The 23631-nt window shown below is 58.3% G+C and carries 17 protein-coding genes and 1 tRNA gene; 7 read left to right on the top strand and 11 right to left on the bottom strand.

The window, feature by feature from the left end; all coding sequences use genetic code 11:
- Window positions 1–101: 101 nt before the first annotated feature.
- From ACP15W_RS03230 to scpA, 5 genes are all read right to left on the bottom strand, one after another.
- Window positions 102–1730 (bottom strand): sensor histidine kinase, encoded by a 1629-nt coding sequence (locus ACP15W_RS03230; RefSeq protein ID WP_424931383.1) that lies wholly within the window; start codon window positions 1728–1730, stop codon window positions 102–104.
- A gap of 5 nt (window positions 1731–1735) precedes the next feature.
- The gene (locus ACP15W_RS03225) at window positions 1736–2248 is read right to left on the bottom strand and encodes a molybdopterin-dependent oxidoreductase (protein ID WP_424931382.1); all 513 of its coding nucleotides are present in this window, start codon (window positions 2246–2248) and stop codon (window positions 1736–1738) included.
- Window positions 2249–2546: 298 nt separating this feature from the next.
- Window positions 2547–4442 (bottom strand): propionyl-CoA synthetase, encoded by a 1896-nt coding sequence (locus ACP15W_RS03220; protein ID WP_424931381.1) that lies wholly within the window; start codon window positions 4440–4442, stop codon window positions 2547–2549.
- A gap of 51 nt (window positions 4443–4493) precedes the next feature.
- Window positions 4494–6773, bottom strand: a complete 2280-nt coding sequence (locus ACP15W_RS03215; RefSeq protein ID WP_424931380.1) for an NADP-dependent malic enzyme — start codon at window positions 6771–6773, stop codon at window positions 4494–4496.
- A gap of 163 nt (window positions 6774–6936) precedes the next feature.
- The gene (gene scpA / locus ACP15W_RS03210; protein WP_424931379.1) at window positions 6937–9078 is read right to left on the bottom strand and encodes a methylmalonyl-CoA mutase; all 2142 of its coding nucleotides are present in this window, start codon (window positions 9076–9078) and stop codon (window positions 6937–6939) included.
- 120 nt (window positions 9079–9198) lie between these two features.
- Between scpA and ACP15W_RS03205 the strand changes: the two genes are divergently transcribed.
- Window positions 9199–9675, top strand: coding sequence for a DUF4174 domain-containing protein (locus tag ACP15W_RS03205; protein ID WP_424931378.1), 477 nt, complete (start codon window positions 9199–9201; stop codon window positions 9673–9675).
- Window positions 9676–9861: 186 nt separating this feature from the next.
- Here ACP15W_RS03205 and ACP15W_RS03200 read toward each other — a convergent pair whose 3' ends face one another.
- The 6 genes from ACP15W_RS03200 to ACP15W_RS03175 all read right to left on the bottom strand — a co-directional run bounded on the left by ACP15W_RS03200 (window position 9862) and on the right by ACP15W_RS03175 (window position 15153).
- Window positions 9862–11862 (bottom strand): acetyl-CoA carboxylase biotin carboxylase subunit, encoded by a 2001-nt coding sequence (locus ACP15W_RS03200; protein WP_424931377.1) that lies wholly within the window; start codon window positions 11860–11862, stop codon window positions 9862–9864.
- A gap of 77 nt (window positions 11863–11939) precedes the next feature.
- The gene (locus ACP15W_RS03195) at window positions 11940–12125 is read right to left on the bottom strand and encodes a hypothetical protein (protein WP_424931376.1); all 186 of its coding nucleotides are present in this window, start codon (window positions 12123–12125) and stop codon (window positions 11940–11942) included.
- A gap of 65 nt (window positions 12126–12190) precedes the next feature.
- Complete coding sequence (locus ACP15W_RS03190) at window positions 12191–12550, bottom strand: hypothetical protein (protein WP_424931375.1); 360 nt, start codon at window positions 12548–12550, stop codon at window positions 12191–12193.
- Between the two features lie 25 nt (window positions 12551–12575).
- Window positions 12576–12821: a hypothetical protein gene (locus ACP15W_RS03185; protein WP_424931374.1), complete on the bottom strand. Its 246-nt coding sequence runs from the start codon at window positions 12819–12821 to the stop codon at window positions 12576–12578.
- Between the two features lie 84 nt (window positions 12822–12905).
- Window positions 12906–13586, bottom strand: a complete 681-nt coding sequence (locus tag ACP15W_RS03180) for an SDR family oxidoreductase (RefSeq protein ID WP_424931373.1) — start codon at window positions 13584–13586, stop codon at window positions 12906–12908.
- Between the two features lie 34 nt (window positions 13587–13620).
- Window positions 13621–15153 carry an acyl-CoA carboxylase subunit beta gene (locus ACP15W_RS03175; RefSeq protein WP_424931606.1) on the bottom strand — a complete coding sequence of 511 codons (1533 nt, stop codon included), beginning with the start codon at window positions 15151–15153 and terminating at the stop codon, window positions 13621–13623.
- A 122-nt stretch (window positions 15154–15275) separates the two neighbouring features.
- Here ACP15W_RS03175 and ACP15W_RS03170 point away from each other — a divergent pair, with 122 nt between their 5' ends.
- The 6 genes from ACP15W_RS03170 to ACP15W_RS03145 all read left to right on the top strand — a co-directional run bounded on the left by ACP15W_RS03170 (window position 15276) and on the right by ACP15W_RS03145 (window position 22577).
- Window positions 15276–16676: a helix-turn-helix domain-containing protein gene (locus ACP15W_RS03170; protein WP_424931372.1), complete on the top strand. Its 1401-nt coding sequence runs from the start codon at window positions 15276–15278 to the stop codon at window positions 16674–16676.
- A 103-nt stretch (window positions 16677–16779) separates the two neighbouring features.
- A tRNA-Arg gene (locus ACP15W_RS03165) sits at window positions 16780–16856 on the top strand.
- 725 nt (window positions 16857–17581) lie between these two features.
- A complete protein-coding gene (locus ACP15W_RS03160; protein ID WP_424931371.1) occupies window positions 17582–19171 on the top strand; it encodes an ABC transporter substrate-binding protein in 1590 nt (529 codons plus the stop codon).
- Window positions 19134–20135 (top strand): ABC transporter permease, encoded by a 1002-nt coding sequence (locus tag ACP15W_RS03155; RefSeq protein WP_424931370.1) that lies wholly within the window; start codon window positions 19134–19136, stop codon window positions 20133–20135. The genes ACP15W_RS03160 and ACP15W_RS03155 overlap by 38 nt, the downstream gene beginning before the upstream one ends.
- Entirely contained in the window at window positions 20132–20950 is an 819-nt protein-coding gene (locus ACP15W_RS03150; protein WP_424931369.1) for an ABC transporter permease, read from the top strand. The genes ACP15W_RS03155 and ACP15W_RS03150 overlap by 4 nt, the downstream gene beginning before the upstream one ends.
- On the top strand, window positions 20943–22577 hold the full coding sequence (locus tag ACP15W_RS03145; protein ID WP_424931368.1) for an ABC transporter ATP-binding protein: 1635 nt from the start codon (window positions 20943–20945) through the stop codon (window positions 22575–22577). The genes ACP15W_RS03150 and ACP15W_RS03145 overlap by 8 nt, the downstream gene beginning before the upstream one ends.
- The last annotated feature ends 1054 nt before the right edge of the window (window positions 22578–23631 follow it).

Below are 23631 nucleotides of genomic sequence, written 5' to 3'. Positions count from 1 at the left end.
AACCACGAATTGACGCACGCAAGAGTTGAAAACCTCCCCCTCATTTCAGCGAATGATACACGAGAGATTTGCGAATAGCAAAAGGCTTTGCGAAATGAAAATCATGACGCAAGTCGATCAAAGATCCTGTCTTTCAAATGCCCCATATCTCGCGGATTCTCGACTACTTCGTCGAACATCGCTGGCCTCGTCGGAAGACCAAGCGCGACAAAAAGCGCGTTCGGATTTGCGATGCGTAATCGTTGGATCATTGCATCCTCGCCGAGACAATTTGCATCCACCAGAACCACGTCGGCTGGCGTCGTATCCTCTTCTTCAAGAAACAATACGCGCTCTGATCGCAGCGCGACTTCATAGATTGTGGCAATCGTCCTTGAACGTGTCTCCAGTCTGACACGCATTCTGTTGTCCGCAACTGTTTCCGCCGGTATCCGGACAATTATGACCCGCCGCCCAGCGGACTGGGTGTCGAGATCGATCGTTCCGCGGCAGGCCGTAACAAGGCCTCTCGCGATCAGCGGTCTCAGGGCATCAGCGGATACCTGATCGGGCGCGACGTCACCAAGGCCCATCAGCAGGTCGAGCTTCCAGTCAACCGCAGGTGTGTAGTCGCAGAGAACGATTTCCACGCAAAGTTTGCCATCATCATAGCGAAATACAAGTTCCACGCTTTCCGGCGGCACTGCCTCCACCAAATATTCGCAAAGGTGTACGAGGATCTGACGGATGCGGTCGATATCGCCGCAAATGCGCGCGGGCGTGCCAGACGCAACCCGGATCTGCAACCCCGAAGAGAGATCGGAAGAAAGCGAAAGGCCTGTGGAGGATGCAAGCGTCGCAACAGCGAATGGCGCCGGGCGGAGCCGGAACCGGCCATCCTGCATCTCGCCGTAGTCAAGAAGGCCGGCCAGCATCTGCACCATAGACTGGCCGCAGTTCTTGGCCTGCTCGACGAGCCGTTTCTGTGAAGTTGCGAGGTTGCTCTGACCCAGCAAGGCCAAGGGGCCCAGGATGCCATTCAACGGATTGCGGAGTTCGTGGCTCATCATGCTGAGGAACCTGGATTTTGCCCGGCTGGAGAGTGCGGCAGAATCCGCTACCTTCCGGTTCATGAACGCAAGGTGCCGCTGTCTCCGGTTTTCGCGCAGAATTAGTATCAGGGCGAAGACACTCAGCAACACGGCCGCGAGACTGATGACTCCGGTGGCTTGGGAGCTGGACTGGATACGCTCTCGGACCGACGCGCTTTCTGCCGTATCGGCACGAACCACGCGAAGTGTGTAGAGCCGCAGTTCCTGCTGAAGTGCCCCAAAGGACTGCAATAGCGCTTCGACCGTTTCAGTATCGTCGACTTCAAGACTTGCAATGACCGGATCAATCTCCTCGAGGTAATCGCTGATCGCGTCGATTGAGCCATGACCCTCGTCATACTTCCGCATCAGCTCGCCTACACGGCCTTTTCCGAGCATGAAGACACGGCTCCACAGAATGTCAAAACGGTTCCTGGCAGTTCCAAGTGCTTCTTCTGTTTGCTCGACACCAAGTTTGGCAATGCTGAGTTGAAACCTAAGCAGCTCGACTTCCATCTGTGTGGCCGACCACAAAATGTTGTCCTGGCTGATGACACGCAGGTTGTCGATGTCGCGACGGATCGAGATGAACCCGAGCGCAATGAAACCAGCCATCGCCACCAGCACCGTTAGTCCGACGAATTTCGGCAGTGGCTTCATCGCGATCAGAGAGCCTCAATCCGGACGAGCTGCCAGATCAGACGGGTAATGTACACCGGATCGCCCTGCAGCTCGGGGTGGTCTGTCAGGGGATACATCAACCAAAGGGGTCCCTTGTCGCGTCGCGAAAGGCGGGTACCATCAGCTTCCATTGCCAAAATTGCATTGTAGCGCCTGAAATCAGACGCAGGTATATCGACGAAGTAATCGTTTGCCGCGATAAAGCGCAGCAAAGCTGCATCTCCAATACCCAGGTGCTCGAGCACATCACGCACGAGCGGCCCCCGATAAGTCGTCATCCCGTCGGCAAATTCGTTCTCAGTTCTGATTGTCGATTGGGGAAGCGCGTCGAGCTCCGCAAGCGTGAACTCAAGCGTATCTTCTGGATCGCCCGTTCCGCGGCTCAGAACCAGCGCGACGTCATTCGCAAACGCTGCTTGGGCAATTAGCGCCCATATGACAACCGCCAGCCCCAAGTTGAGAGCGGACGGACTCCATCGGTTTGCCAGTGTCAACACAGTCCCACGCCCCTGCCAGCCATCTGATCCCCGGCCGACAGGGTCGGAGAGGTAGGCTTTGTCGTCATAACCATCGCCAAACGATTATGACAACTCAAAGCAGGTCCTGCCAGATATTCGTCAAGCTTTCGGGCAAAAAAGATGGAAGCGTGCCAAACGGAAAGTCAGCGTTCCGCCTGCCTCCATAATTTGGGTCTTGGTTGCGTTGCCCTGACCGAGAGACCCCTGAGGTTCCAGGGCCGATCCAGCCCTAGAGCGAGTGCGACGGGTTTTCGGTCAAACGGGACCTGGAACCGGATCAGGCTTCTTGCGCGTATCCAATGCTGGCAAGCGACTCTTCGATTTCCCCAAGGATCGCCGGATCATCGATCGTTGCAGGCATCTTGTAGTCCTGACCATCGGCGATCTTGGCCATGACGCCGCGCAAGATCTTGCCTGAGCGCGTCTTGGGTAGGCGATCAACGACGATGGCGGTCTTGAAGGCCGCAACTGGACCGATCTTCTCACGAACTAGCTTGACGCATTCCCGCGAAATTTCGTCATGGTCGCGGTCACATCCTTTGTTGAGGCACAGGAACCCCATGGGCAACTGCCCCTTGAGCGAATCCGCAACACCGATGACCGCGCATTCCGCAACATCCGGATGATTGGCCAAGACCTCCTCCATCGCTCCGGTCGAGAGCCTGTGCCCGGCAACGTTGATCACGTCGTCGGTACGCGCCATGATCGCGAGATACCCATCCTCATCGATGATCCCGGCATCTCCGGTTTCATAGTAGCCAGGGAACGTCGTCAGGTAGGAACTTATATAGCGCTTCTCTGCATTCCAGAGCGTGGAGAGCGTTCCCGGGGGCATCGGCAGTTTGATCGCAACCGCACCGAGTTCATTCGGCGGAAGTGGATGGCCCTCATCGCTTAGGATCTGCACGTCGTATCCGGGCATCGGAACGGTCGGCGAGCCCAGCTTGATCGGCAACAACTCGATCCCCATTGGGTTGGCCGCTATGGCCCATCCGGTTTCCGTTTGCCACCAATGATCGATCACCGGCACCTTGAGGTGATCCTGCGCCCAGATGATTGTGTCAGGGTCGGCACGTTCCCCGGCAAGGAACAGGCCCTTGAGCGTGGAAAGATCGTATTTCTTGACGAACTCACCGTTCGAGTCTTCACGCTTGATTGCCCGGAAAGCCGTTGGGGCCGTGAAGAAGCTCTTGACTCCGTGCTCATTGATTACACGCCAGAAGGTTCCAGCGTCCGGCGTGCCGACAGGCTTGCCTTCGAAGACAATCGTAGTCGCGCCAGCGAGAAGCGGGCCATAGCAGATATAAGAATGTCCGACGACCCATCCCACATCCGAGGCACTCCAGAACACGTCACCACCTTCGACGTCGTATATGCTCTTCATGGTCCACATCAACGAGACCATATAACCCGCAGACGGGCGCACCACGCCTTTGGGTTGGCCAGTCGTCCCGGACGTATAGAGAATATAAAGCGGGTCCATCCCACCCACGTCCGCGCAGGGAGCAGGCGTAACGCCTTCGACGAATTTTACCCAGTTGACGTCCCGGCCTTCGGTCAGTTCGACCTCCTGCTCGGGTCGCTGAAAGATCACGCAGAAATCGGGCTTGTGGCTTGAGAGTTCGATGGCCTGATCGAGCATCGGCTTGTAGGCAATGACGCGACCCGGTTCGATACCGCAGGATGAGGCGATGATCGCCTTCGGCCTGGCGTCCTCGATCCGGACAGCAAGTTCAGGGCCGGCAAAGCCCCCAAACACGACCGAATGGATCGCGCCCAGCCGCGCGCAAGCCAGCATAGCGACGAGCGCCTCAGGGACCATGGGCATGTAGATAATGACCCGGTCGCCCTTCACCACACCCTTTCCGGCAAGTGCGCCGGCCAGTGCTGCTGTCTTTTCCTGAAGTTCGCGGAAGGTGATCTTGGCATTGGCGCCCGTGATTGGGCTGTCATAGATGATTGCCACGCGGTCGCCGTTTCCGGCTTCCACGTGACGGTCAACCGCGTTGTAGCAAACATTGCAGACCGCATCGCTGAACCAGCCATAGAGCGGAGGGTTGCTGTCATCGAGCGCCTTCTGCGGCGGACTGACCCAGTCGATGGCCTCTGCTGCTTGGAGCCAGAATGCCTCGGGGTCTTTTTGCCAACCCTCGTAGATGTCGCTGTATGCCATGGGACCCTCCCCCTTTCGCGTTCAGCCGCTGCGGCCTATCTGCCGCTTCGGCTATCCATATGATTGCACCGGAGCGCCCGCGAGCGCAGCGATGTTGAGCAGTCCGCGCGCCGTGATTGATGGCGTGACGATATGCGCCTTGTTGCCCATACCCATGAGGATCGGGCCGACTTCGAGGCCATTGGCCACCACTTTCATGATGTTTCGCACGGCACTCGCAGCGTCGGTGTTTGCGAAAACGAGTGCGTTGGCCGCCCCTTTGAGCCGGGAATTTGGGAAAATGCGCTCGCGCAGAGATGCCTCTAGCGCGGCATCCGAATGCATTTCTCCCTCGTAAACAAAATCGAGATCGTGATCGTCGAGAATTTCCAGGGCCTCGCGCATGCGACGTCCTGAATCCGTATCCAGGTTGCCGAATTGCGAATGGGAGCAAAGCGCGATCTGCGGTTCCAGACCGAAACGGCGAACATGCCGTGCGGTCGCGATCGTGGTCTCGGCAATATGCTCGGCCGTCGGCTCTGGATGCACATGCGTATCAGATACGAAAATCGGGCCCCGCTCCGTGATCATCAGCGAAAGCGCCCCGACGGGCTTCAGATGCCGATCTGCCAGCATTTCCCGCACATATTTGAGGTGCCAGAGATAGAGACCGAAGGTGCCGCAGATCAAGCTGTCTGCCTCACCCCGGTGTACCATGACCGAGGCGATCGCTGTGGTGTTGGTCCGCATGATTGCCTTAGCCAGATCGGGTGTGATGCCACGACGCTGAAGGTGAGCGTGATAGGTCTCCCAATACTCTCGGAACCGAGGGTCGTGTTCAGGGTTCACCACCTCGAAATCACGATCCACTTTGATTGGAATGGCTTCGCGTTCACAGCGCGACTCGATCACGTCCGGTCGGCCGATCAGGATTGGTCGATCCACACCGTTCTCACGCATGCCCTGAACCGCACGAAGCACGCGTTCATCCTCACCTTCTGCGAAGACGATCCGCCGGACACCTTGGCTGGCTGCATCGAAAACAGGCCGCATGATGAGCGCGGTCCGGTAGACAGACTGGTTGAGACTTTCCTTGTAGGCCTCAATGTCTTCGACGGGCCGCTCGGCAACCCCGCTTGCCATGGCAGCCTTCGCCACGGCACCCGCAACAATTGCCAGCAGGCGCACATCAAATGGTTTTGGGATCAGGTAGTTGCGCCCGAAGACGAGCCGTTCTCCCTGATAGGCCGCCGCGGCTTCGGCAGAGGATGAAACGCGGGCGAGTTCGGCAATTCCTTCCACGCAGGCAATCTGCATGGCATCGTTGATCTCAGTTGCACCGACATCGAGCGCTCCGCGGAAGATGAACGGGAAGCACAGGACATTGTTCACCTGGTTCGGATAGTCCGAGCGACCGGTAGCGATGATGGCTTTGTGGTTCACCGCGCGCGCGGCTTGCGGATCAATTTCGGGATTTGGGTTGGCGAGGGCAAAAATGATCGGCTCATCGACCATCTTTGCAACCATTTCCGGCTTGAGCACGTTTGGACCTGACAGCCCGAGGAAGAGATCCGCTCCATCGATCACGTCATCCAGCGTGCGCAGGTCCGAATTCTGCGCATAGGCCGCTTTTTCCGGGTTCATGTCGACTTCCCGGCCTTCGTGGACCAGTCCATGGATGTCGCACAGCCAAACATTCTCTCGTTTCGCACCAAGTTTCAGCAGCATGTTTAGGCATGCGATGCCTGCGGCGCCGCCTCCGGTCGAGACGATCTTTATGTCCTCGAACTTTTTGCCGACCAGTTTCAAGGCGTTGGTCGCCGCCGCACCGACAACGATCGCCGTACCGTGCTGATCGTCGTGGAAAACGGGAATGTTCATTCTCTCGCGGCACAGCCGCTCGACAACAAAGCAATCAGGAGCCTTGATGTCTTCGAGATTGATCGCACCGAACGAAGGCTCTAGCGCGCAGACGATCTCGGCCAACTTCTCCGGGTCCTTCTGATCCACCTCGATGTCGAAGCAGTCAATGTTGGCGAACTTCTTGAAGAGAACCGCCTTGCCCTCCATTACCGGCTTGGATGCCAGCGCGCCGATATTTCCCAGGCCGAGAACCGCGGAGCCGTTCGAGACCACGGCAACTAGATTGCCCCGGGCGGTGTATTTTGCCGCCGATACCGGGTCGGACTGAATTTCGAGACATGCCTCCGCGACACCGGGGCTGTAGGCGCGAGACAGGTCGTGCTGATTGGCGAGCGGCTTGGTCGCACGGATCTCGAGCTTGCCGGGCTTTGGCAACGCATGATAATTGAGCGCCGCCTGCCGCACACTTTCCTTCGTGCCGTTTTCCATCCCTAAGTTCCCCGAAGCTGTTGCAGTTGTTGCTGCTTAGCTCACAGCCGCTCCTGCCGCCAGCGTCGTGTCGATTGCTGGCGGATCCGGCACTTTCTTGCGGAGGAAACCCCAAGCCTCGGGCCTCCGCCATGATCTCAATCATCTCAGACCGTACGGAACTTTATTCCGCGGCAGTCTTGGATCGGGCCGCTCGGATGAGGTCCAGAATGTCGCGTGCCGCGTCCGGAATATTGGTGCCGGGACCGAAGATCGCACTGACCCCTGCACTCTTCAGATAATCATAGTCCTGCTGCGGAATAACGCCGCCACAAATCACTAGGATATCGCCTGCCCCGTTTGCCTTCAGGGCCTCGATGAGCTTGGGCGCAAGAGTTTTGTGACCCGCTGCCTGGCTGGAAATGCCGATGACGTGGACATCATTATCTACTGCATCCTGAGCTGCCTCTTCCGGCGTCTGGAACAATGGCCCCACATCCACATCGAAACCAATATCGGCGAACGCTGTGGCGATGACCTTGGCTCCGCGATCATGGCCATCCTGACCCATCTTGACGACCAGCATTCTCGGTCGCCGCCCTTCCTCATCCGCAAAGGCCTCGACATCCTTCTGGATGGCCTCAAAGCCCTCATCGCCCTCATAGGCCGCACCATAGACACCCGCGAGCGTCTTGACCTCGGCCCTGTGCCGTCCGAATACCTTCTCCATTGCCATCGAGATCTCTCCGACCGTGGCGCGCGCCCGCGCCGCTTCGACCGCGGCTTCGAGCAGGTTGCCCCCCTCGGATGCGCGGCGCGTGAGTTCATTCAATGCGGCTTCGCAGGCGCCCGCATCGCGCGAGGCCCGCACCCTTTCGATGCGCGCAATCTGGCTCTCGCGCACCTTGGCATTGTCAATATCGAGGATGTCGATGGGGTCTTCTGCACTGAGACGGTATTTGTTCACCCCAACTATAACATCATCGCCGCGGTCGATCAGCGCCTGCCGCCGGGCTGCCGTTTCCTCGATGCGGAGCTTGGGCATGCCGCTCGCCACGGCTTTGGTCATGCCACCCATCTCCTCGACTTCCTCGATGAGTTCCCACGCTTTGTCGGCCAGTTCCTTCGTAAGCGCCTCGACATAGTAGGAACCGGCCAACGGATCCACGACCTTCGTTACACCGGTCTCTTCCTGGAGAATGAGCTGAGTATTTCGGGCGATACGGGCCGAGAACTCCGTGGGCAAGGCGATCGCCTCGTCAAGCGCATTGGTATGGAGCGATTGAGTTCCGCCGAGCACGGCACTCATAGCTTCGTAGGCCGTCCGAATGACGTTGTTGTAGGGATCCTGCTCCTGAAGGCTCACTCCGCTGGTCTGGCAATGGGTGCGTAGCATCTTGGAGCGGGCATTCTGCGCGCCGAGATCGGTCATGATCCGATCCCAAAGCAGCCTTGCCGCGCGCAGTTTGGCAGCCTCCATGAAAAAGTTCATGCCGATGGCAAAGAAGAAACTCAACCTTCCCGCGAACTTGTCGATATCCATCCCGGCGGCCATGGCTGTCCGGACATACTCTCGCCCGTCCGCGAGGGTATAGGCCAATTCCTGGACGAGGTTCGCACCGGCCTCTTGCATATGGTAGCCGGAAATCGAGATTGAATTGAAGCGCGGCATCTCATTTGAAGTGTATTCGATGATATCCGCAATGATCCGCATCGAAGGCTCGGGCGGGTAGATATAGGTATTGCGGACCATGAACTCCTTGAGGATGTCGTTCTGGATCGTGCCAGACAACACGCTGCGATCGTGTCCCTGCTCTTCACCGGTCACGATGAAGTTCGCCAAGGTTGGAATGACGGCGCCGTTCATGGTCATGGAGACGGAGACCTGATCGAGCGGAATGCCGTCGAACAGGATCTTCATGTCTTCGACCGAGTCGATCGCCACGCCGGCCTTGCCAACATCGCCCACGACCCGCTCGTGATCGCTGTCGTATCCACGGTGCGTTGCGAGATCGAACGCGACCGATACGCCCTGCTGTCCTGCAGCAAGTGCCTTACGGTAAAAAGCATTGGACTCCTCGGCTGTCGAGAAGCCCGCATATTGCCGGATCGTCCAGGGCCGGCCAGCATACATCGTGGCGCGGACGCCCCGGGTGAATGGAGCGACACCAGGCAGAGTTTCCTCCATTTCCGCGGTATCGGCGCTCGTATAGAGCGGTTTGACCTCGATGCCCTCCAGCGTTTTCCATTTCAGGTCCTCAAGGCTTCGCGCCTTCAGTTCCTTCTCGGCCAGCGCTTCCCATTTCGCGATATCAGGCTTGCTCATGGCGTCATTCCTCGCGGCTTCCGAAGCGGTGGATTCCCCCCAAATGCCGCTTCGGTCGTTTCTGAAAATTCCTTCTCGCATCCTGACGAATTCCGACTAAATCTAGAGGGGAAGGAGTTCATGATGCGCATTCTCGGTGGTTTGATAGTCGCGGCTTTTGGCGTCGCATTTCCGGTTTCCGCGGCGACCGACCAGGATGGCTGGACGGAAATGGCACAAGTTGCGGCGGTTGGCGTCGAAAGCGTCACAGACGCCGCGGAGCAGCCGTCACTCGGCGATCTTCTCTGGATCGCCCGCCCGGTCGTTGTGTTTGCAGATACGCAGAACGATCCCCGCTTCCAGCAGCAGATGGAATGGCTTTCAGAACGCCGGGGCGAACTTGAGGACCGGGATGTCGAGATTCTCGTCGACACGGATCCCAAAGCCCGAGGGGCACTTCGCCAAGAACTTCGTCCCCGCGGTTTCGGCATGGTTATCATAGACAAGGACGGCTCGGTGGTGCAGCGGCGTCCTGCCCCCACCACAGCCCGCGAAATTATCAACCTCATTGATCGATTGCCGTCACGCCGACAGGAAGCAGGGTCTTTCCGGCCATAGTAAGAGTTACCCTGTCCGCAGCCGGACACACCAAACCCCGCGGTCGGTGTGTCCGGCAGGGCGCCTCTTTTCGTCCATCGACCCCGATGATACGCGGCGCTTCCGCTCCCCTCGGTTGCGCCGCCTCCCCCACCGCCGGATGACCGACCGGCGTGGGGTGCGGGTATGCCGACGGACCACGGCACCCTATTCGAACTCCATGATAACTTCATCGACCGCAAGACTTGCGCCCGGCTCTGCAAGAATCTTGGAGACCACCGCTTTCCGCTCGGCGCGCAGAACGTTCTCCATTTTCATTGCCTCAACCGTGCAAAGCGCCTGCCCGTCGAAGACCTCGTCTCCCGGCTTGACGTTGATCGAAACCACTAGCCCCGGCATCGGGCAAAGCAGCATCTTCGAGGTGTCCGGCGGAAGCTTTTCGGGCATCAACGCGGCAAGCTCGGAGTGGCGTGGCGTGTAGGCCCTCACCTTGATATCGGCGCCACGGTGTCGCATCCGGATATAGCCCGGCATGAGCTGCACCTTTGCGATCAGCGGCTCGCCATCAAGGGTTGCGTGCGCAATTAAATGCCCAGGCACCCAGTCGCAACAGACTTGGATCATGGACCCGTCGTCAAAATAGACGTCGCTCTCTCCCCTCTCGGGGTTAATCTTCACCCGGTGCTCGACCTTGTCGAGCAGAATACTCCATTCGGCTCCGAGCTTCCGTTGGTGATACGCCATTGCCCCCGAGATCTGCGTTGCGCGCTGCTCTTTTACATAATTGAGATGGGCGGCAAGCGCTGCGAGTTTCTTCAGGGTTTCCGCAGACAGCGTAGCACCAGCAAATCCCTCCGGATACTCCTCGGCAATGAACGCCGTGGTAATTTCACCGGAAATGAAACGGGGATGGTCCATGACCGCGGACAGGAACGGAAGGTTGTGTCCGATCCCCTCCACCTCGAAGGAATCGAGCGCATTCCGCATGGCCTCGATTGCCGCACCCCGATCTGGTGCCCAGGTGCAGAGCTTGGCAATCATCGGGTCGTAATACATCGAGATCTCGCCGCCTTCGAACACGCCCGTATCGTTCCGCACGGCGACAATGTCCGTGGCCACCTCTTCCGGGGGGCGATAGCGAGTGAGCCGCCCAATAGAGGGCAGGAAATTGCGGTAGGGATCTTCGGCATAGAGCCTGCTTTCTATCGCCCATCCATTGATGCTCACATCAGTCTGCGCGATAGAAAGCTTCTCGCCTGCAGCTACACGGATCATCTGTTCCACGAGATCAATGCCGGTGATAAGCTCTGTAACAGGATGTTCCACCTGCAAGCGCGTATTCATCTCGAGGAAGTAGAAGTTCCTGTCACCATCGACGATGAACTCGACGGTTCCGGCCGAACAGTAGTCGACAGCCTTGGCCAATGCGACCGCCTGTTCGCCCATGGCCTTGCGCGTCTCCTCGTCGAGAAACGGTGAGGGGGCTTCCTCGATCACCTTCTGGTTCCGTCGCTGGATCGAGCACTCGCGCTCGTTCAGGTAGATGCAGTTGCCGTGCTTGTCGCCCAGAACCTGAATTTCGATATGCCGCGGCTGCGTGACGAACTTCTCGATGAAGATCCTGTCGTCACCAAAGGAACTGGCTGCTTCGGACTTGGAGCGTTCGAAACCCTCGCGAGCCTCTTCGTCGTTCCAGGCAATACGCATCCCCTTACCACCGCCTCCGGCGGAAGCCTTGATCATCACCGGATATCCGATTTCGGATGCAATCTTGACCGCATGATCCGCGTCATCGATCAGCCCCATGAAGCCCGGAACCGTGCTGACGTTTGCTTCTGCCGCGAGCTTTTTCGACGTGATCTTGTCGCCCATTGCTTCGATGGCTCCAACAGGAGGCCCAATAAAGGCGACACCCATCTTGTCGAGAGCTTCCGCGAATTCGGCTCTCTCCGAGAGAAAACCGTAACCCGGATGAACAGCTTCAGCGCCCGTCTGGCGGATCGCATCGAGGATCTTGTCGATCACGATGTAGGACTGGTTCGCTGGGGGCGGGCCAATATGAACGGCCTCATCCGCCATCTTAACGTGAAGCGCCTCGGAGTCCGCGTCGGAATAGACCGCGACCGTCTTGATGCCCATTTTCCGGGCCGACTTGATCACGCGGCATGCGATTTCACCGCGGTTCGCGATCAGGATCTTCTTGAACATGTCACCTCGCTCGAAAAGTCGGGCCCATTGGGGCTGCGTGGATCTTTCTGTGGCCAGTTGCCTCGCGGGCGCCTGTATCAGGGGGATGTCGGGCTATCAGCCGCAGGAATTTCTCCGGAGACGGTCGGACTTGTCGCCAAGAAATTGTCCGTCACTTCGTTTCGCTCGGCGACTGACATCGGCGGCGGCGCGGTCCCGCCACTGCATGCTGCCACAAAGAATGCCACGGCGATCGCCAAAGGAATCCAGACCTTCTGTTGCATCTTCCCACTCCTAAATAGCCGGGTCGGTTCGCCTGGCCTTTTGCCCCGTCTTGGCGGGGCGTTGATCAGAATCGTTCGTCCTCGGGGAACGCATCAGGAAAATTTGCCCGCGCCTTCTCAAGGTCGAGACGCAACATTGCGTCATAGCTCTCCGGATCGAACGGCTCTTCAGCCGGGACGACCTCCCGACCAAAAACCCAACTCAACCTACCCGCGTCCAGATTACCGCGCACGAAGGCTTCGTCGCCAAAATGGTCGTAAAGTGCCGCGATAAACGCCTCATCAGCGGCCCGATCAACCGGCCTACGATCCTTGTAGCGTTCTCGCGCGCGGATTGGCGTCGCTCCGGTTGAGCTCGGTCTCCTGATGGTAAACTGGTGATCGGTTCCTGGCAGCCGCCCAGGGAAACCTCGATGCTTCAGCATGGGGGAACTCCCCTCGCCGGATCGGTCAGTCCTCGCCGAGATTCATTACCGCGACCCCCATCGAAACGGCCCCGAATGTCATTGCAGTCTGGAAGAATAGAACAGCTGTCGCCAACCCACTCTCGTCCTTGTCCAGCACGGTTCCGAGACCACCAACATCCCAATGGATAAGAATCAACAGAAAGACACAGCCGATGACGATTCCGTTTGCGATATGCGTGAGCATGAAGCGGATCAGCTTGGGCAGAGACATCCAGAGCTTGAGTATCATCGCGAAGTCTTCCATCCGGTGACACCACACAAAATAGATCGCGCCCTACGCCTTGTCTAATCAACCCTTGGGAAAGCATTGACTTCATGACTGCGGCACCGGCATCAGGGTAACTTCGCCAATCGCAACATGCGGAGGCTGTTCGAGTGCGTAGACGGCGGCATTGGCAACGTCTTCCGGCTTCAGACCGTCCGGTTTTGGGGAATCAAAGAATGCCGTATCCACAATGCCGGGCGCCAGAACCGTGCAGCGCCCACCCCACGGCCGCATTTCCGCAAGCAGGTTCGCTGCAAATCCGTGGACAAAATGCTTCGTCGCTCCGTAGACAGAGCCGCTCAACTCGATCTTTGCGGCTCGGGAGCCGGTCAGCAGCAAGTGGCCCTTTGTCTTGCGCAGTTCGGGCAGGACTATTCTGGCTGTAACCAGCAATCCCCAGATATTTACGTCTAGAAGTTCGCGCCAGTCATCGAGATCTGCTGTTTCAGCACTCTTGCTGGAAGTTCCCATACCTGCGTTGGCAAAAGCGGCATCCAGACGACCGAAACGTTCGACTACCTTGGCGATGGCATCATGCTGAGCCTCTGCGGATGTGACGTCTGCTGCAACCGCGATTGCCCTGTCCTGTCCCAGTTCAGCCACCAGCTCATCAAGCTTGCCTTGAGACCTCGCCATGAGACCGACACGCCATCCGGCCGCTGACGCAGCCCGCGCGGTTGCGGCACCGATGCCGCTCGATGCGCCCGTGATGAGCAGTACCTTGTCCAAACCAAATCCCCCGGCCTTGCTTCGTCCGACCGCCTTAGAGCGGGATGTTGTCATGCTTCTTGTAAGGGTTCGTCAGTTGCTTGGTTCGCAGGCTGGCGAAAGCGCGAGCAACTCTACGGCGTGTCGAATGCGGCATGATGACTTCGTCGATGAAACCGCGTTCGGCTGCCACAAACGGATTGGCAAAACGGTCTTCATAGTCCTTGGTACGCGTTGCGATCTTGTCGGCATCACCGAGCTCGGAACGATAGAGAATCTCGACCGCGCCCTTTGCCCCCATCACTGCGATCTCAGCCGTGGGCCAAGCATAATTTATGTCACCGCGAATGTGCTTCGAGCTCATGACGTCATACGCTCCGCCATAGGCCTTTCGGGTGATGACTGTCACTTTGGGGACCGTGGCCTCGCCATAGGCGAACAGCAGTTTCGCGCCGTGTTTGATGATGCCGCCATATTCCTGGCTCGTGCCGGGAAGGAATCCCGGCACATCCACGAACGTCAGGATCGGGATCTGGAAGGCGTCACAGAAGCGCACGAAGCGCGCTGCCTTGCGGGCGCTATCGATATCCAGACAGCCTGCGAGCACCATAGGCTGGTTCGCGACCACCCCAACCGTGGAACCCTCAAGCCGAATGAACCCGGTCAGGATGTTCTTGGCGAAATCCTCTTGGATCTCGAAGAAATCGCCTTCGTCAGCGACTTTCAGGATAAGTTCCTTCATATCGTACGGTGTGTTCGGGTTCGGCGGCACCAACGTATCCAAGCTGTTCTCGATGCGGTCTGTCGGGTCGAAGAACGGGCGCATCGGAGGCTTTTCCCTGCTAGAGAGAGGCAGGAAGTCTACCAGTCTGCGAACTTGGTCGAGTGCCACCACGTCATTCTCGAAGGCGCCATCTGCAACAGAAGATTTGGATGTATGGGTTTTCGCGCCGCCTAGTTCTTCAGCCGTCACCACCTCATTGGTGACGGTTTTCACCACATCGGGCCCGGTCACAAACATGTAGGAAGAGTCGCGCACCATGAAGATGAAATCGGTCATGGCCGGGCTGTAGACCGCGCCGCCGGCACAAGGGCCCATGATGACCGAAATTTGAGGCACGCATCCCGAGGCCATAATGTTTCTCTGGAACACATCCGCATAGCCCGCGAGCGATGCCACGCCCTCCTGAATGCGCGCGCCGCCCGAGTCGTTCAGACCAATAACCGGCGCGCCGTTCTGGACCGCCATATCCATGATCTTGCAGATCTTTTCGGCATGGGTCTCGGACAGAGACCCGCCGAAGACCGTGAAATCCTGACTGAAGACGTAGACCTGCCGCCCATTTATGGTACCCCAGCCAGTCACCACGCCGTCGCCAGGAAAGGCCTGCTCAGCCATTCCGAAATCGTGACAACGGTGGGCCTTGAACATGTCGAACTCTTCGAAGCTGCCTTCGTCAAGAAGGACTTCGATGCGCTCCCGAGCCGTAAGCTTTCCCTTAGCATGCTGGTTGTCGATGCGGCGCTGTCCGCCCCCGAGACGCGCTTCGTTTCTGCGCTCTTCGAGCTGAGCAAGGATCTCTTTCACCGGTCGCCCCCCTGTTGCGGTGGCGGTTAATTGCCAGAGGGGGATGGTCGATACAAGAAAACTTCGGCGGATTTGCAAATAGTATTGCAAACACGATCTGCAAATTGCAAATCTGCGAAGTCATGAGCCAGGCAAGAAAACTTTACGCAGGAGTAAAGCTGCGCGAAATCCGAACACGCCTTGGGCTGACGCAGGCGGACTATGCGGCAAAGCTCGGCGTATCGCTCTCTTATCTGAACCAGATGGAGAACAACCACAGACCACTCTCGGCAAGGGTGCTGCTCTCGCTTGCGGAGGAACTGGGCATTGATGTGACCGAGATGTCGAAAGGCTCATCGGAACGCATGATTGCCGACTTGCGCGAGGCGCTTGCGGACCCCGTTTTTGATTCCGCACCGCCCTTGGGAGACGTTCAGCTTGTTGCGTCCAACGCACCCAACTTCGCCCATGCCTTCCTGGCACTTCATCGCGCGCACCGGCAGACTCAGGAACAGCTTGCCCAGATAAACGAGGCCTTGGGCCGCGAAGACAGCGCCTTGGCGCCCCTACCGTGGGAAGAGGTGCGGGATTTCTTTCACTATTGCGACAACTACGTCGATGCGATTGACCGGGCAGCAGAGCGCTTTGCCTCCCGCCTGGCATCGGGTGACAGACGTTCCGCACTCGCAAACTGGCTCGAGACGCACCACGGGATCTCAATCCGCAGTTCCGCCGATGTCGAGATGCGACGGTTCGATGCGCGGGGTTCGAACCTTTTTCTGGCGTCGCATGCGCCGGCCTCAACTCAGACCTTTCAGATCCTCCACCAGATTGCTTTGCTTGAACATGACGATCTTCTGGAGGCCACCCTCGATCTGGCCCGCTTCGGGACTGAGGCGGCACGGGCCATCTGCAAGATCGGGCTCGCGAACTACTTCGCCGGTGCAGCCATGCTACCCTATGACCATTTTCTCGACCGCGCGCAGTCCCTCCGACACGATTTGGAAGCATTGTCCTGTGAATTCGAGGCGTCCATCGAACAGGTAGGGCAGCGTCTCTCGACCTTGCAGCGCATTGGTGCGAAAGGCGTGCCGTTCTTCTTTGTCCGTGTCGATCAGGCCGGTACTATCACAAAGCGGCACTCCGCCACACGCCTGCAGTTTGCGCGCTTCGGGGGCGGCTGTCCGCTCTGGAATGTTCATAGTGCGTTCGAATCTCCGGGTCGTTTGCTGCGACAGTTGGCCGAGACTCCGGACGGCGTCCGCTACCTCTGCCTTGCACGCGATGTGGTCAAGCCCGGCGGCAGCTTTCATGCGCCCCTTCGGCGGTATGCCATCGGTCTCGGATGCGAGATCGCACATGCGGGATCTCTGGTCTACGCGGACGGGCTCGATCTGAAGAACGATGCGGCCTATCAGCCTATCGGCGTTTCCTGTCGGATCTGCGCGCGCAAGACCTGTCCGCAACGCTCAGTTCCTCCAATGGAAAGCCCGCTCAACGTGGACCTCTCCAACCGTGGCCTGCTGCCCTACTCCATAGCCTGATCAGGCCGCCAGACGGCAAATCTCTATCGCTGAAACTTTTTCGCGGCCATGCCCCTTTTTAGCCTTGCATGCCTCCGCACTCGAGTTTATCTCCCCGCTCAACGGATTGGTAGCTCAGTTGGATAGAGCACTTGACTACGAATCAAGGGGTCGGGGGTTCGAATCCTCCCCAGTCCGCCACCCTCCCTAAGGTTATCTAATTGGCCTGCATACCATCGATTTTCGATGTTAGCGGACCCCTTGGCAGAAAAAGTTTTGCCAGTCCGCTTGGGTAACTCCACCGTAATAGCGATATCCATCACGGCCAATCGATTCACTTACCTTGGCCGTCTTGTTCTCCAATTCACGGTTTGGTTCGAGGACTTTCTACGGCTTTCGAATTCTTATCGTTGCACAGCCAATCACAGGCTGAAAGACATGCTGCGTTTCTGAGAGCCCGCAAGGTCGTCGAGGTGGCCGCGCACGGTCGTCTTCGCGCATCCTTTTCAAATGGCAGGCCACAATCAGCCTGCCCCAATGGCCCAAATGACATTGCTTTACTGTCCCCTTGATATGCCGAATCCTTTGGTTCCACCCGCCAGTAACCAGCATCTACGAATGGTGCACTAGGCCGAGGCTTCGCATTCTTCCGGAATAGAGACCTCATCTGTGCTACCCAGGGATATTGACCATGCAGAAGGCTTGGCCTGACCTTGCAATGAAACGACTGCTGTTGAGATAAGCATTGTCATACGCACCCGTTTCCGCACATTTTGCCCAAGAAATCGCGAGCATGCGAACTTCAGGATCGAAATCTGAGAATCCAACCGTTTTGTGGGGCAATGGATTCTTTCGTGACCGCGCCGGTTGCGATCAGGGACACACTTGAGCTCTTCAAGCGAGATCAGAGCAGAGGGAAAGACGATATGAACAACGATGAGAAGGCCTTCACGGGCAAGACAACATTGCCCGGTCCCAGCCGCCGGTCCTTCCTGCGAACTGCCTCCGTACTCACGTGGGCCGCAGCAGGCGGAAGCCTCGTGTTGCCGCGCGCTGCCCGCGCACAAGAACCAGTGAAGGGAGGAATTTTGAAGATGGGCCTTGCTGCCGGTCAGAGCACCGACAGTCTTGATCCGGCCCTAGCGGCAAATGCAGTTACCTTCCACGTATTGCGCACCTTCGGCGAGCCGCTTGTGGATGTCAGCCCCGATGGCGAACTCGATCTGCGGATTGCTGAAGAAATAGAGAGTTCTGATGACGCGAAGACTTGGCGTTTCAGAATTCGTCAGGGTGTCGAGTTTCACAACGGAGAGATGGTCACCCCGGAAGATGTCGTAGCCACGCTTGAACGCCACTCCGACGAAGATGCGCAGTCCGGTGCACTAGGGATAATGCAGGGCATCTCCTCCATGAGTGTCGATGGCGAGTGGGTCGTAATCGAACTCGAGACCGGCAACGCCGACCTTCCCTACCTCCTCTCGGACTATCACCTGCAGATCCAGCCGAACGGCGGTCGCGATGACCCGGCAGCCGGAATTGGTGCGGGCGCATACAAGATCGTCGAACACGAGGCCGGAGTGCGATACACCTTCGAGAAACATGCAAATTACTGGGATGACACGCGCGGTCACTATGACGGCGTGGAGTTTCTCGTTATCAATGACGCCACCGCGCGCATGGCAGCCCTGCAATCGGGTCAGGTGCATATTGCAAACCTCGTTGAACCCAAGGTCGCGAGCCTTCTGTCACGTGCGCCGAACATCGACGTCATGAATGTCTCTGGCCGGGGACACTACGTTTTCATCATGCACTGCAATACCGCGCCCTTCGACAACAAGGATCTGCGGCTCGCTCTGAAATACGCCATTAATCGCGAGGAGATGGTCGATAAAATTCTCCAGGGCTTCGGCACGATCGGGAACGACATTCCGGTCAACGCCGCCTACCCGCTCTTCGCGGAAAGCCTGCCCCAGAGGCAATATGACATCGAGAAGGCAGCGGAGCATTACAAGGCCTCCGGTCATGACGGAAGTCCGATCGTGCTCAAGGTCGCAGATGCGGCCTTTCCCGGAGCTGTGGACGCTGCCGCCCTCTTTCAACAGTCGGCAGCCGCAGCAGGCATTCCGCTCGAGGTTCAGCGCGTGCCGAACGATGGCTACTGGTCCGAGGTCTGGAACAAGGAGCCTTTTTGCGCTTCTTACTGGGGCGGGCGTCCGGTCCAGGATCAGATGTATTCGACGGCCTACCTCTCCACGGCGGACTGGAACGACACGCGTTTCGAAAATGAGGAATTCGATGCACTTCTGCTCGAGGCGCGGGCCGAACTTGACCCTGCAAGGCGCACGGAACTCTATGCCGAGATGGCCGCCATCCTGCATGAGGAGGGTGGCCTGATCTGCCCGATGTTTAACGATTTCGTTGAAGCGGTAAGCACCGATGTCCAGGGCTGGGTGTCTGACGGCAACCAGGATACCATGAATGGTCTCGCACCGCACAAGACATGGTTGGCCGGCTAACGTGTTGCGACATCCGGTTGTTATCCTCCTGGCCCAGCGAATATCGCTGGGCCTCCTTCTCCTGCTTGCGGCCTCGGCGCTGATTTTTCTCGGAACTGAAATCCTGCCGGGCGATGTGGCACAATCCATTCTTGGCCAAAGTGCCACCCCCCAGGCACTCGCAAACCTTCGGGCAGAACTGGGCCTGAACGAGCCTGCGCTCTCACGTTATTTCGACTGGCTCGCTGGCCTGCTCCGCGGAGATCTCGGCACCGCTCTGACAAACGGTCAGGATATCGCCGATGCCATGGGCCGTAGGCTCTCGAACACCCTCTTCCTTGCCTGCACTGCTGCCCTGATCGCAGTGCCGCTCGCTATTCTGCTGGGCGTGATCGCTGTGCGCTACCGCGGCCAGTGGCCCGACAAGCTCATTTCTGCCGTCACTCTCAGCACCGTCTCGATTCCCGAGTTCATGCTGAGCTACATCGCCATGTTCTACCTGACGGTGAAATTCAGCATCTTTCCATCGGTTTCCACCATCCATGACGGCATGTCCTTCGGGGACAGACTGCAGGCCATCGCCATTCCCGCACTCGTGCTTGTGCTGGTGGTCCTTGGCCACATGATGCGAATGACACGTGCGGCGATCCTGAATGTAATGCAGTCGGCCTACATAGAAACCGCCGAACTCAAGGGTCTCCGCCCCATTACCGTGATTGCGCGACATGCCTTTCCCAACGCCATCGCACCGGTGGTCAATGTAGTGATGATCAACCTCGCCTATCTCGTTGTCGGTGTCGTCGTGGTCGAGGTGGTTTTCGTCTTCCCGGGCATGGGACAGTATCTGGTCGATCACGTCACGAAGCGCGATGTTCCGGTGGTGCAGGCGTGCGGGCTTGTGTTTGCAGCGATCTACATTGGGTTGAACATGATCGCTGACATCGTTTCCATCCTGTCCAATCCACGCTTGAGGCATCCGAAATGAGGGGCATTCCAATCTCAGCCTTCATCGGCCTCATCCTGACGGCAGTTTATTTTCTGAGCGCAATTTTCGCAGACTTTATCGCCCCCTACGGCATGGCTGAAGTGGTCGGTGGCGTCTGGGAGCCAGCTTCGCCAGAGCACTGGCTGGGCACGGACAATATCGGGCGCGACCTTCTGAGCCGGCTCATCTACGGGGGCCAGACCACTATTCTGATCGCGACCGCAGCAACGCTTCTCAGCTTCTCCGTCGGCGCTTTCCTCGGGCTGACAGCGGCGGTGATGGGCGGCTGGGTCGATCAGGCCCTTTCGAGATTTATCGATCTCGTCATGTCTATCCCTGCGCTAATCTTCGCTCTCGTAGTTCTTTCCGTGATGCCAGTGACGATCTTCGTGTTGATCATGGTAATGGGCCTTCTGGACTCCACCCGCGTTTTCCGGCTCAGCCGGGCCGTCGCGGTCGATATCAACGTAATGGATTTCGTCGAGGCGGCGCGCCTGCGCGGAGAGGGACGCAGATGGATTATCTTCCACGAAATCCTGCCCAATGCGCTCTCCCCGATGGTTGCGGAAATGGGTCTGCGGTTCATCTTCATGGTGCTATTCATCTCGACCCTGTCTTTTCTCGGGCTGGGCGTCCAGCCGCCGCTCGCCGATTGGGGTGGCATCGTGAAGGAAAACAAGGACGGGATAGTCTACGGAATTCCCGCGGCACTGATCCCCGCCATCTCCATCGCTACTCTAGCAATTTCGGTGAACTTGGTAGCCGACTGGATCCTCAACCGCACCACAAGCCTCAAGGGAGGCCGCGATGGATGATATTCTTCTCGACATCCGTGATCTTAAGATCGGCGCGAAAGTCTATCCCGATGACGGACCTCCAAAGGACATCTCCATTGTCCACGGCGTCTCCTTCAAGCTCCAGCGCGGCAAGGTGCTGGGACTGATCGGAGAATCCGGCGCCGGAAAATCGACAATCGGCTTGTCCGCGATGGCCTACGGACGCGGCGGGGTGCGAATTACAGGTGGCGAGGTCGTTCTCAACGGGCGGGACATCCTGAAAGAAAGTGTGAGCGATCTCCGCAATCTCCGGGGCGGCGAAGTGACGTATGTTGCCCAATCCGCGGCGGCGGCCTTCAATCCGGCTCTCAGGCTTATGGATCAGGTGATCGAAACCACCGTGGGTAGAGGTCTTGCCAGCCGATCGGAGGCCGAGACCCGCGCAATCGACCTCTTCCGTCAGCTTGGCTTGCCCAACCCGGAGTCCATAGGCAATCGCTACCCGCATCAGGTTTCGGGCGGTCAGTTGCAGCGCGTGATGACCGCGATGGCACTTTGCCCGCGTCCATCGCTCGTGGTCTTCGACGAACCAACCACCGCACTCGACGTGACAACGCAGATCGACGTATTGGCCGCGATCAAGAGGGCGATCCGTGAGACTGGTGTTTCTGCTCTGTATATCACCCATGATCTCGCTGTTGTGGCTCAGGTTGCGGACGAGATCATGGTTTTGCAGAATGGCAGGATGGTCGAGCATGGCCAAACGCAACAGATCATCCAATCCCCGCGCGAGGCCTACACGCGCGCGCTCGTATCCGTCCGATCGATAGTACATGAGGGTAAGCCACCCGCCGAACCCGTGCTTGAGATATCAAACCTGTCGGCGCAATACCCGGGAATGGATCGCGACGTCCTCAGGGATATCAGCGTGGCCATCGCCCCAGGCCAGACACTCGCAGTCGTGGGCGAGAGCGGATCGGGAAAGTCTACCTTGGCGCGGGCCGTCACGGGACTTCTGCCACCGCATTCAGGGCGGATAAGTTTCGCAGAACGCGAATTGCCACCGACGCTGAAGGCTCGCACGAGAGATGATCTGCGGGAACTGCAGATGATCTATCAGATGGCGGATGTCGCCATGAATCCTCGCCAGACCGTAGGCTCAATTATTGGTCGGCCGCTCGAGTTCTATTTCGGGCTTAGGGGCAAGGAGAAACACCGGCGCGTGCAGGAGCTCCTCGATCAAATCGAGATGGGCAAGAACTTCGCAGATCGATACCCGGCCGAACTCTCCGGCGGACAGAAGCAGCGCGTGTGCATAGCACGCGCCCTGGCTGCGAAACCGCGCCTGATCATCTGTGACGAGGTCACCTCGGCGCTGGACCCGTTGGTAGCGGACGGCATCCTCACCCTCCTCCTGGACCTTCAGAAACAGGAGAACGTGGCGTACATGTTCATCACTCATGACCTCGCGACGGTGCGCGCAATCGCAGACGCTATCGCTGTCATGCATCGCGGCAAAGTGGTGCGCTACGGTCCGAAATCCCTGGTGCTCAGGCCTCCCTTCGACGACTACACCGAAATGTTGCTGGCGTCCGTTCCGGAGATGAAGCTTGGGTGGCTTGAAACAGTGATGGCGGCCCGGCGCATGGAAAACGCGGGGATCTGATATGAGTTCTTCAACCCCATGACCGCCAACTCCGATCCCCAGGAACATTCACGGAGGCCCAACTCAAGTGTTTACCTGGCGGCATGCCTGGTGCCACTTGATTGGACTTCGATAGCCCGGATGATCCGCTCGAATCTCAACCGGGCGCGTCTGGCATATCCACGCACGCGAAGGTAACCGTATACAAGACTCTCTCTTGATATTCGCCTGTGCGCGACCGCCGGATCCCATGATCCGCGCGGCATAGAGCCCAGCGTCATCCGCAAGTGGATCGCACGCTGCCGCAAAAGCCACGGTCGTGGCAAACCCGAATATTCGGTATCGGACAGCGGCTCGAGCCCCGGGTCCGGAATAGGAGGCGCGATGGCACGTGTGATACGGTTGCCCGTCCCCCATGCTGGGCCAAGGAACAGGTAAATCAGCACCTGGCCCAAAATTGGCACACTCAGTCCGCGCAAAACGTGGCGGATGCTCGTGGGCAGCGTTGCACCCGCACTATCCCCCACCAGCACCATACTTCCGCCGAAGGCTCACGGCACCGCCTCACTCATGGCCAGCGCATCCTCGGAAGCCGCCGGATGGTGATGTTCGGGGGCGGGCCGTTAATCGATTGCCACCACACGGAAGCCGACCCGATGGAAAATCTCGGCACAGGTGTCGTCATGACTCTCCTCGCAACAAACTACTCCCCCGCCATCATGCAGATACGGTGTCCTGCCACTCTCCGTTTCCGCTTCGTAGACCCGGCAGGGGACTTCACACGGCGTGCAGTCTCGGCTGGACACCAGGCCGGGCGGCCCCTGCGGAAAGCTCGATACATTTCGTCATAGCGTGCGCGGTTCGCGATTGCGCCTTCGCCCGCGGCGCCGGGTGGGTAGAAGTCTACGCTCTTTTGAATCAATGCCCACGTCTCCTCATCTATGAGTTCCGCATAATCCGGTCCGGTGCTCAATGCCTCCTCCTCTTGCATTCGATTTCGGCTCGCCCCGCATCGGTCAGCAAGAATGGCCAATGGAAGCCGCCCCAATGGGCCCAATGCGGTTGCTTTACTGGG

This window comes from Amaricoccus macauensis (assembly GCF_049800915.1).
GTDB lineage: Bacteria > Pseudomonadota > Alphaproteobacteria > Rhodobacterales > Rhodobacteraceae > Amaricoccus > Amaricoccus macauensis_A.
Note: the sequence above shows the minus strand (reverse complement) of the source record. Positions and strands in the feature narration are given on the sequence as shown.

Excerpts from the sequence above, each read along its gene's own strand:
- ACP15W_RS03190 (WP_424931375.1), bottom strand. The coding sequence starts at position 12,550 with ATGCTGAAGCATCGAGGTTTCCCTGGGCGGCTGCCAGGAACCGATCAC.
- ACP15W_RS03230 (WP_424931383.1), bottom strand. The coding sequence starts at position 1,730 with ATGAAGCCACTGCCGAAATTCGTCGGACTAACGGTGCTGGTGGCGATG.
- scpA (WP_424931379.1), bottom strand. The coding sequence starts at position 9,078 with ATGAGCAAGCCTGATATCGCGAAATGGGAAGCGCTGGCCGAGAAGGAA.
- ACP15W_RS03215 (WP_424931380.1), bottom strand. The coding sequence starts at position 6,773 with ATGGAAAACGGCACGAAGGAAAGTGTGCGGCAGGCGGCGCTCAATTAT.
- ACP15W_RS03160 (WP_424931371.1), top strand. The coding sequence starts at position 17,582 with ATGAACAACGATGAGAAGGCCTTCACGGGCAAGACAACATTGCCCGGT.
- ACP15W_RS03200 (WP_424931377.1), bottom strand. The coding sequence starts at position 11,862 with ATGTTCAAGAAGATCCTGATCGCGAACCGCGGTGAAATCGCATGCCGC.
- ACP15W_RS03185 (WP_424931374.1), bottom strand. The coding sequence starts at position 12,821 with ATGATACTCAAGCTCTGGATGTCTCTGCCCAAGCTGATCCGCTTCATG.
- ACP15W_RS03150 (WP_424931369.1), top strand. The coding sequence starts at position 20,132 with ATGAGGGGCATTCCAATCTCAGCCTTCATCGGCCTCATCCTGACGGCA.
- ACP15W_RS03155 (WP_424931370.1), top strand. The coding sequence starts at position 19,134 with ATGGTCTCGCACCGCACAAGACATGGTTGGCCGGCTAACGTGTTGCGA.
- ACP15W_RS03170 (WP_424931372.1), top strand. The coding sequence starts at position 15,276 with ATGAGCCAGGCAAGAAAACTTTACGCAGGAGTAAAGCTGCGCGAAATC.
- ACP15W_RS03205 (WP_424931378.1), top strand. The coding sequence starts at position 9,199 with ATGATGCGCATTCTCGGTGGTTTGATAGTCGCGGCTTTTGGCGTCGCA.
- ACP15W_RS03195 (WP_424931376.1), bottom strand. The coding sequence starts at position 12,125 with ATGCAACAGAAGGTCTGGATTCCTTTGGCGATCGCCGTGGCATTCTTT.
- ACP15W_RS03145 (WP_424931368.1), top strand. The coding sequence starts at position 20,943 with ATGGATGATATTCTTCTCGACATCCGTGATCTTAAGATCGGCGCGAAA.
- ACP15W_RS03220 (WP_424931381.1), bottom strand. The coding sequence starts at position 4,442 with ATGGCATACAGCGACATCTACGAGGGTTGGCAAAAAGACCCCGAGGCA.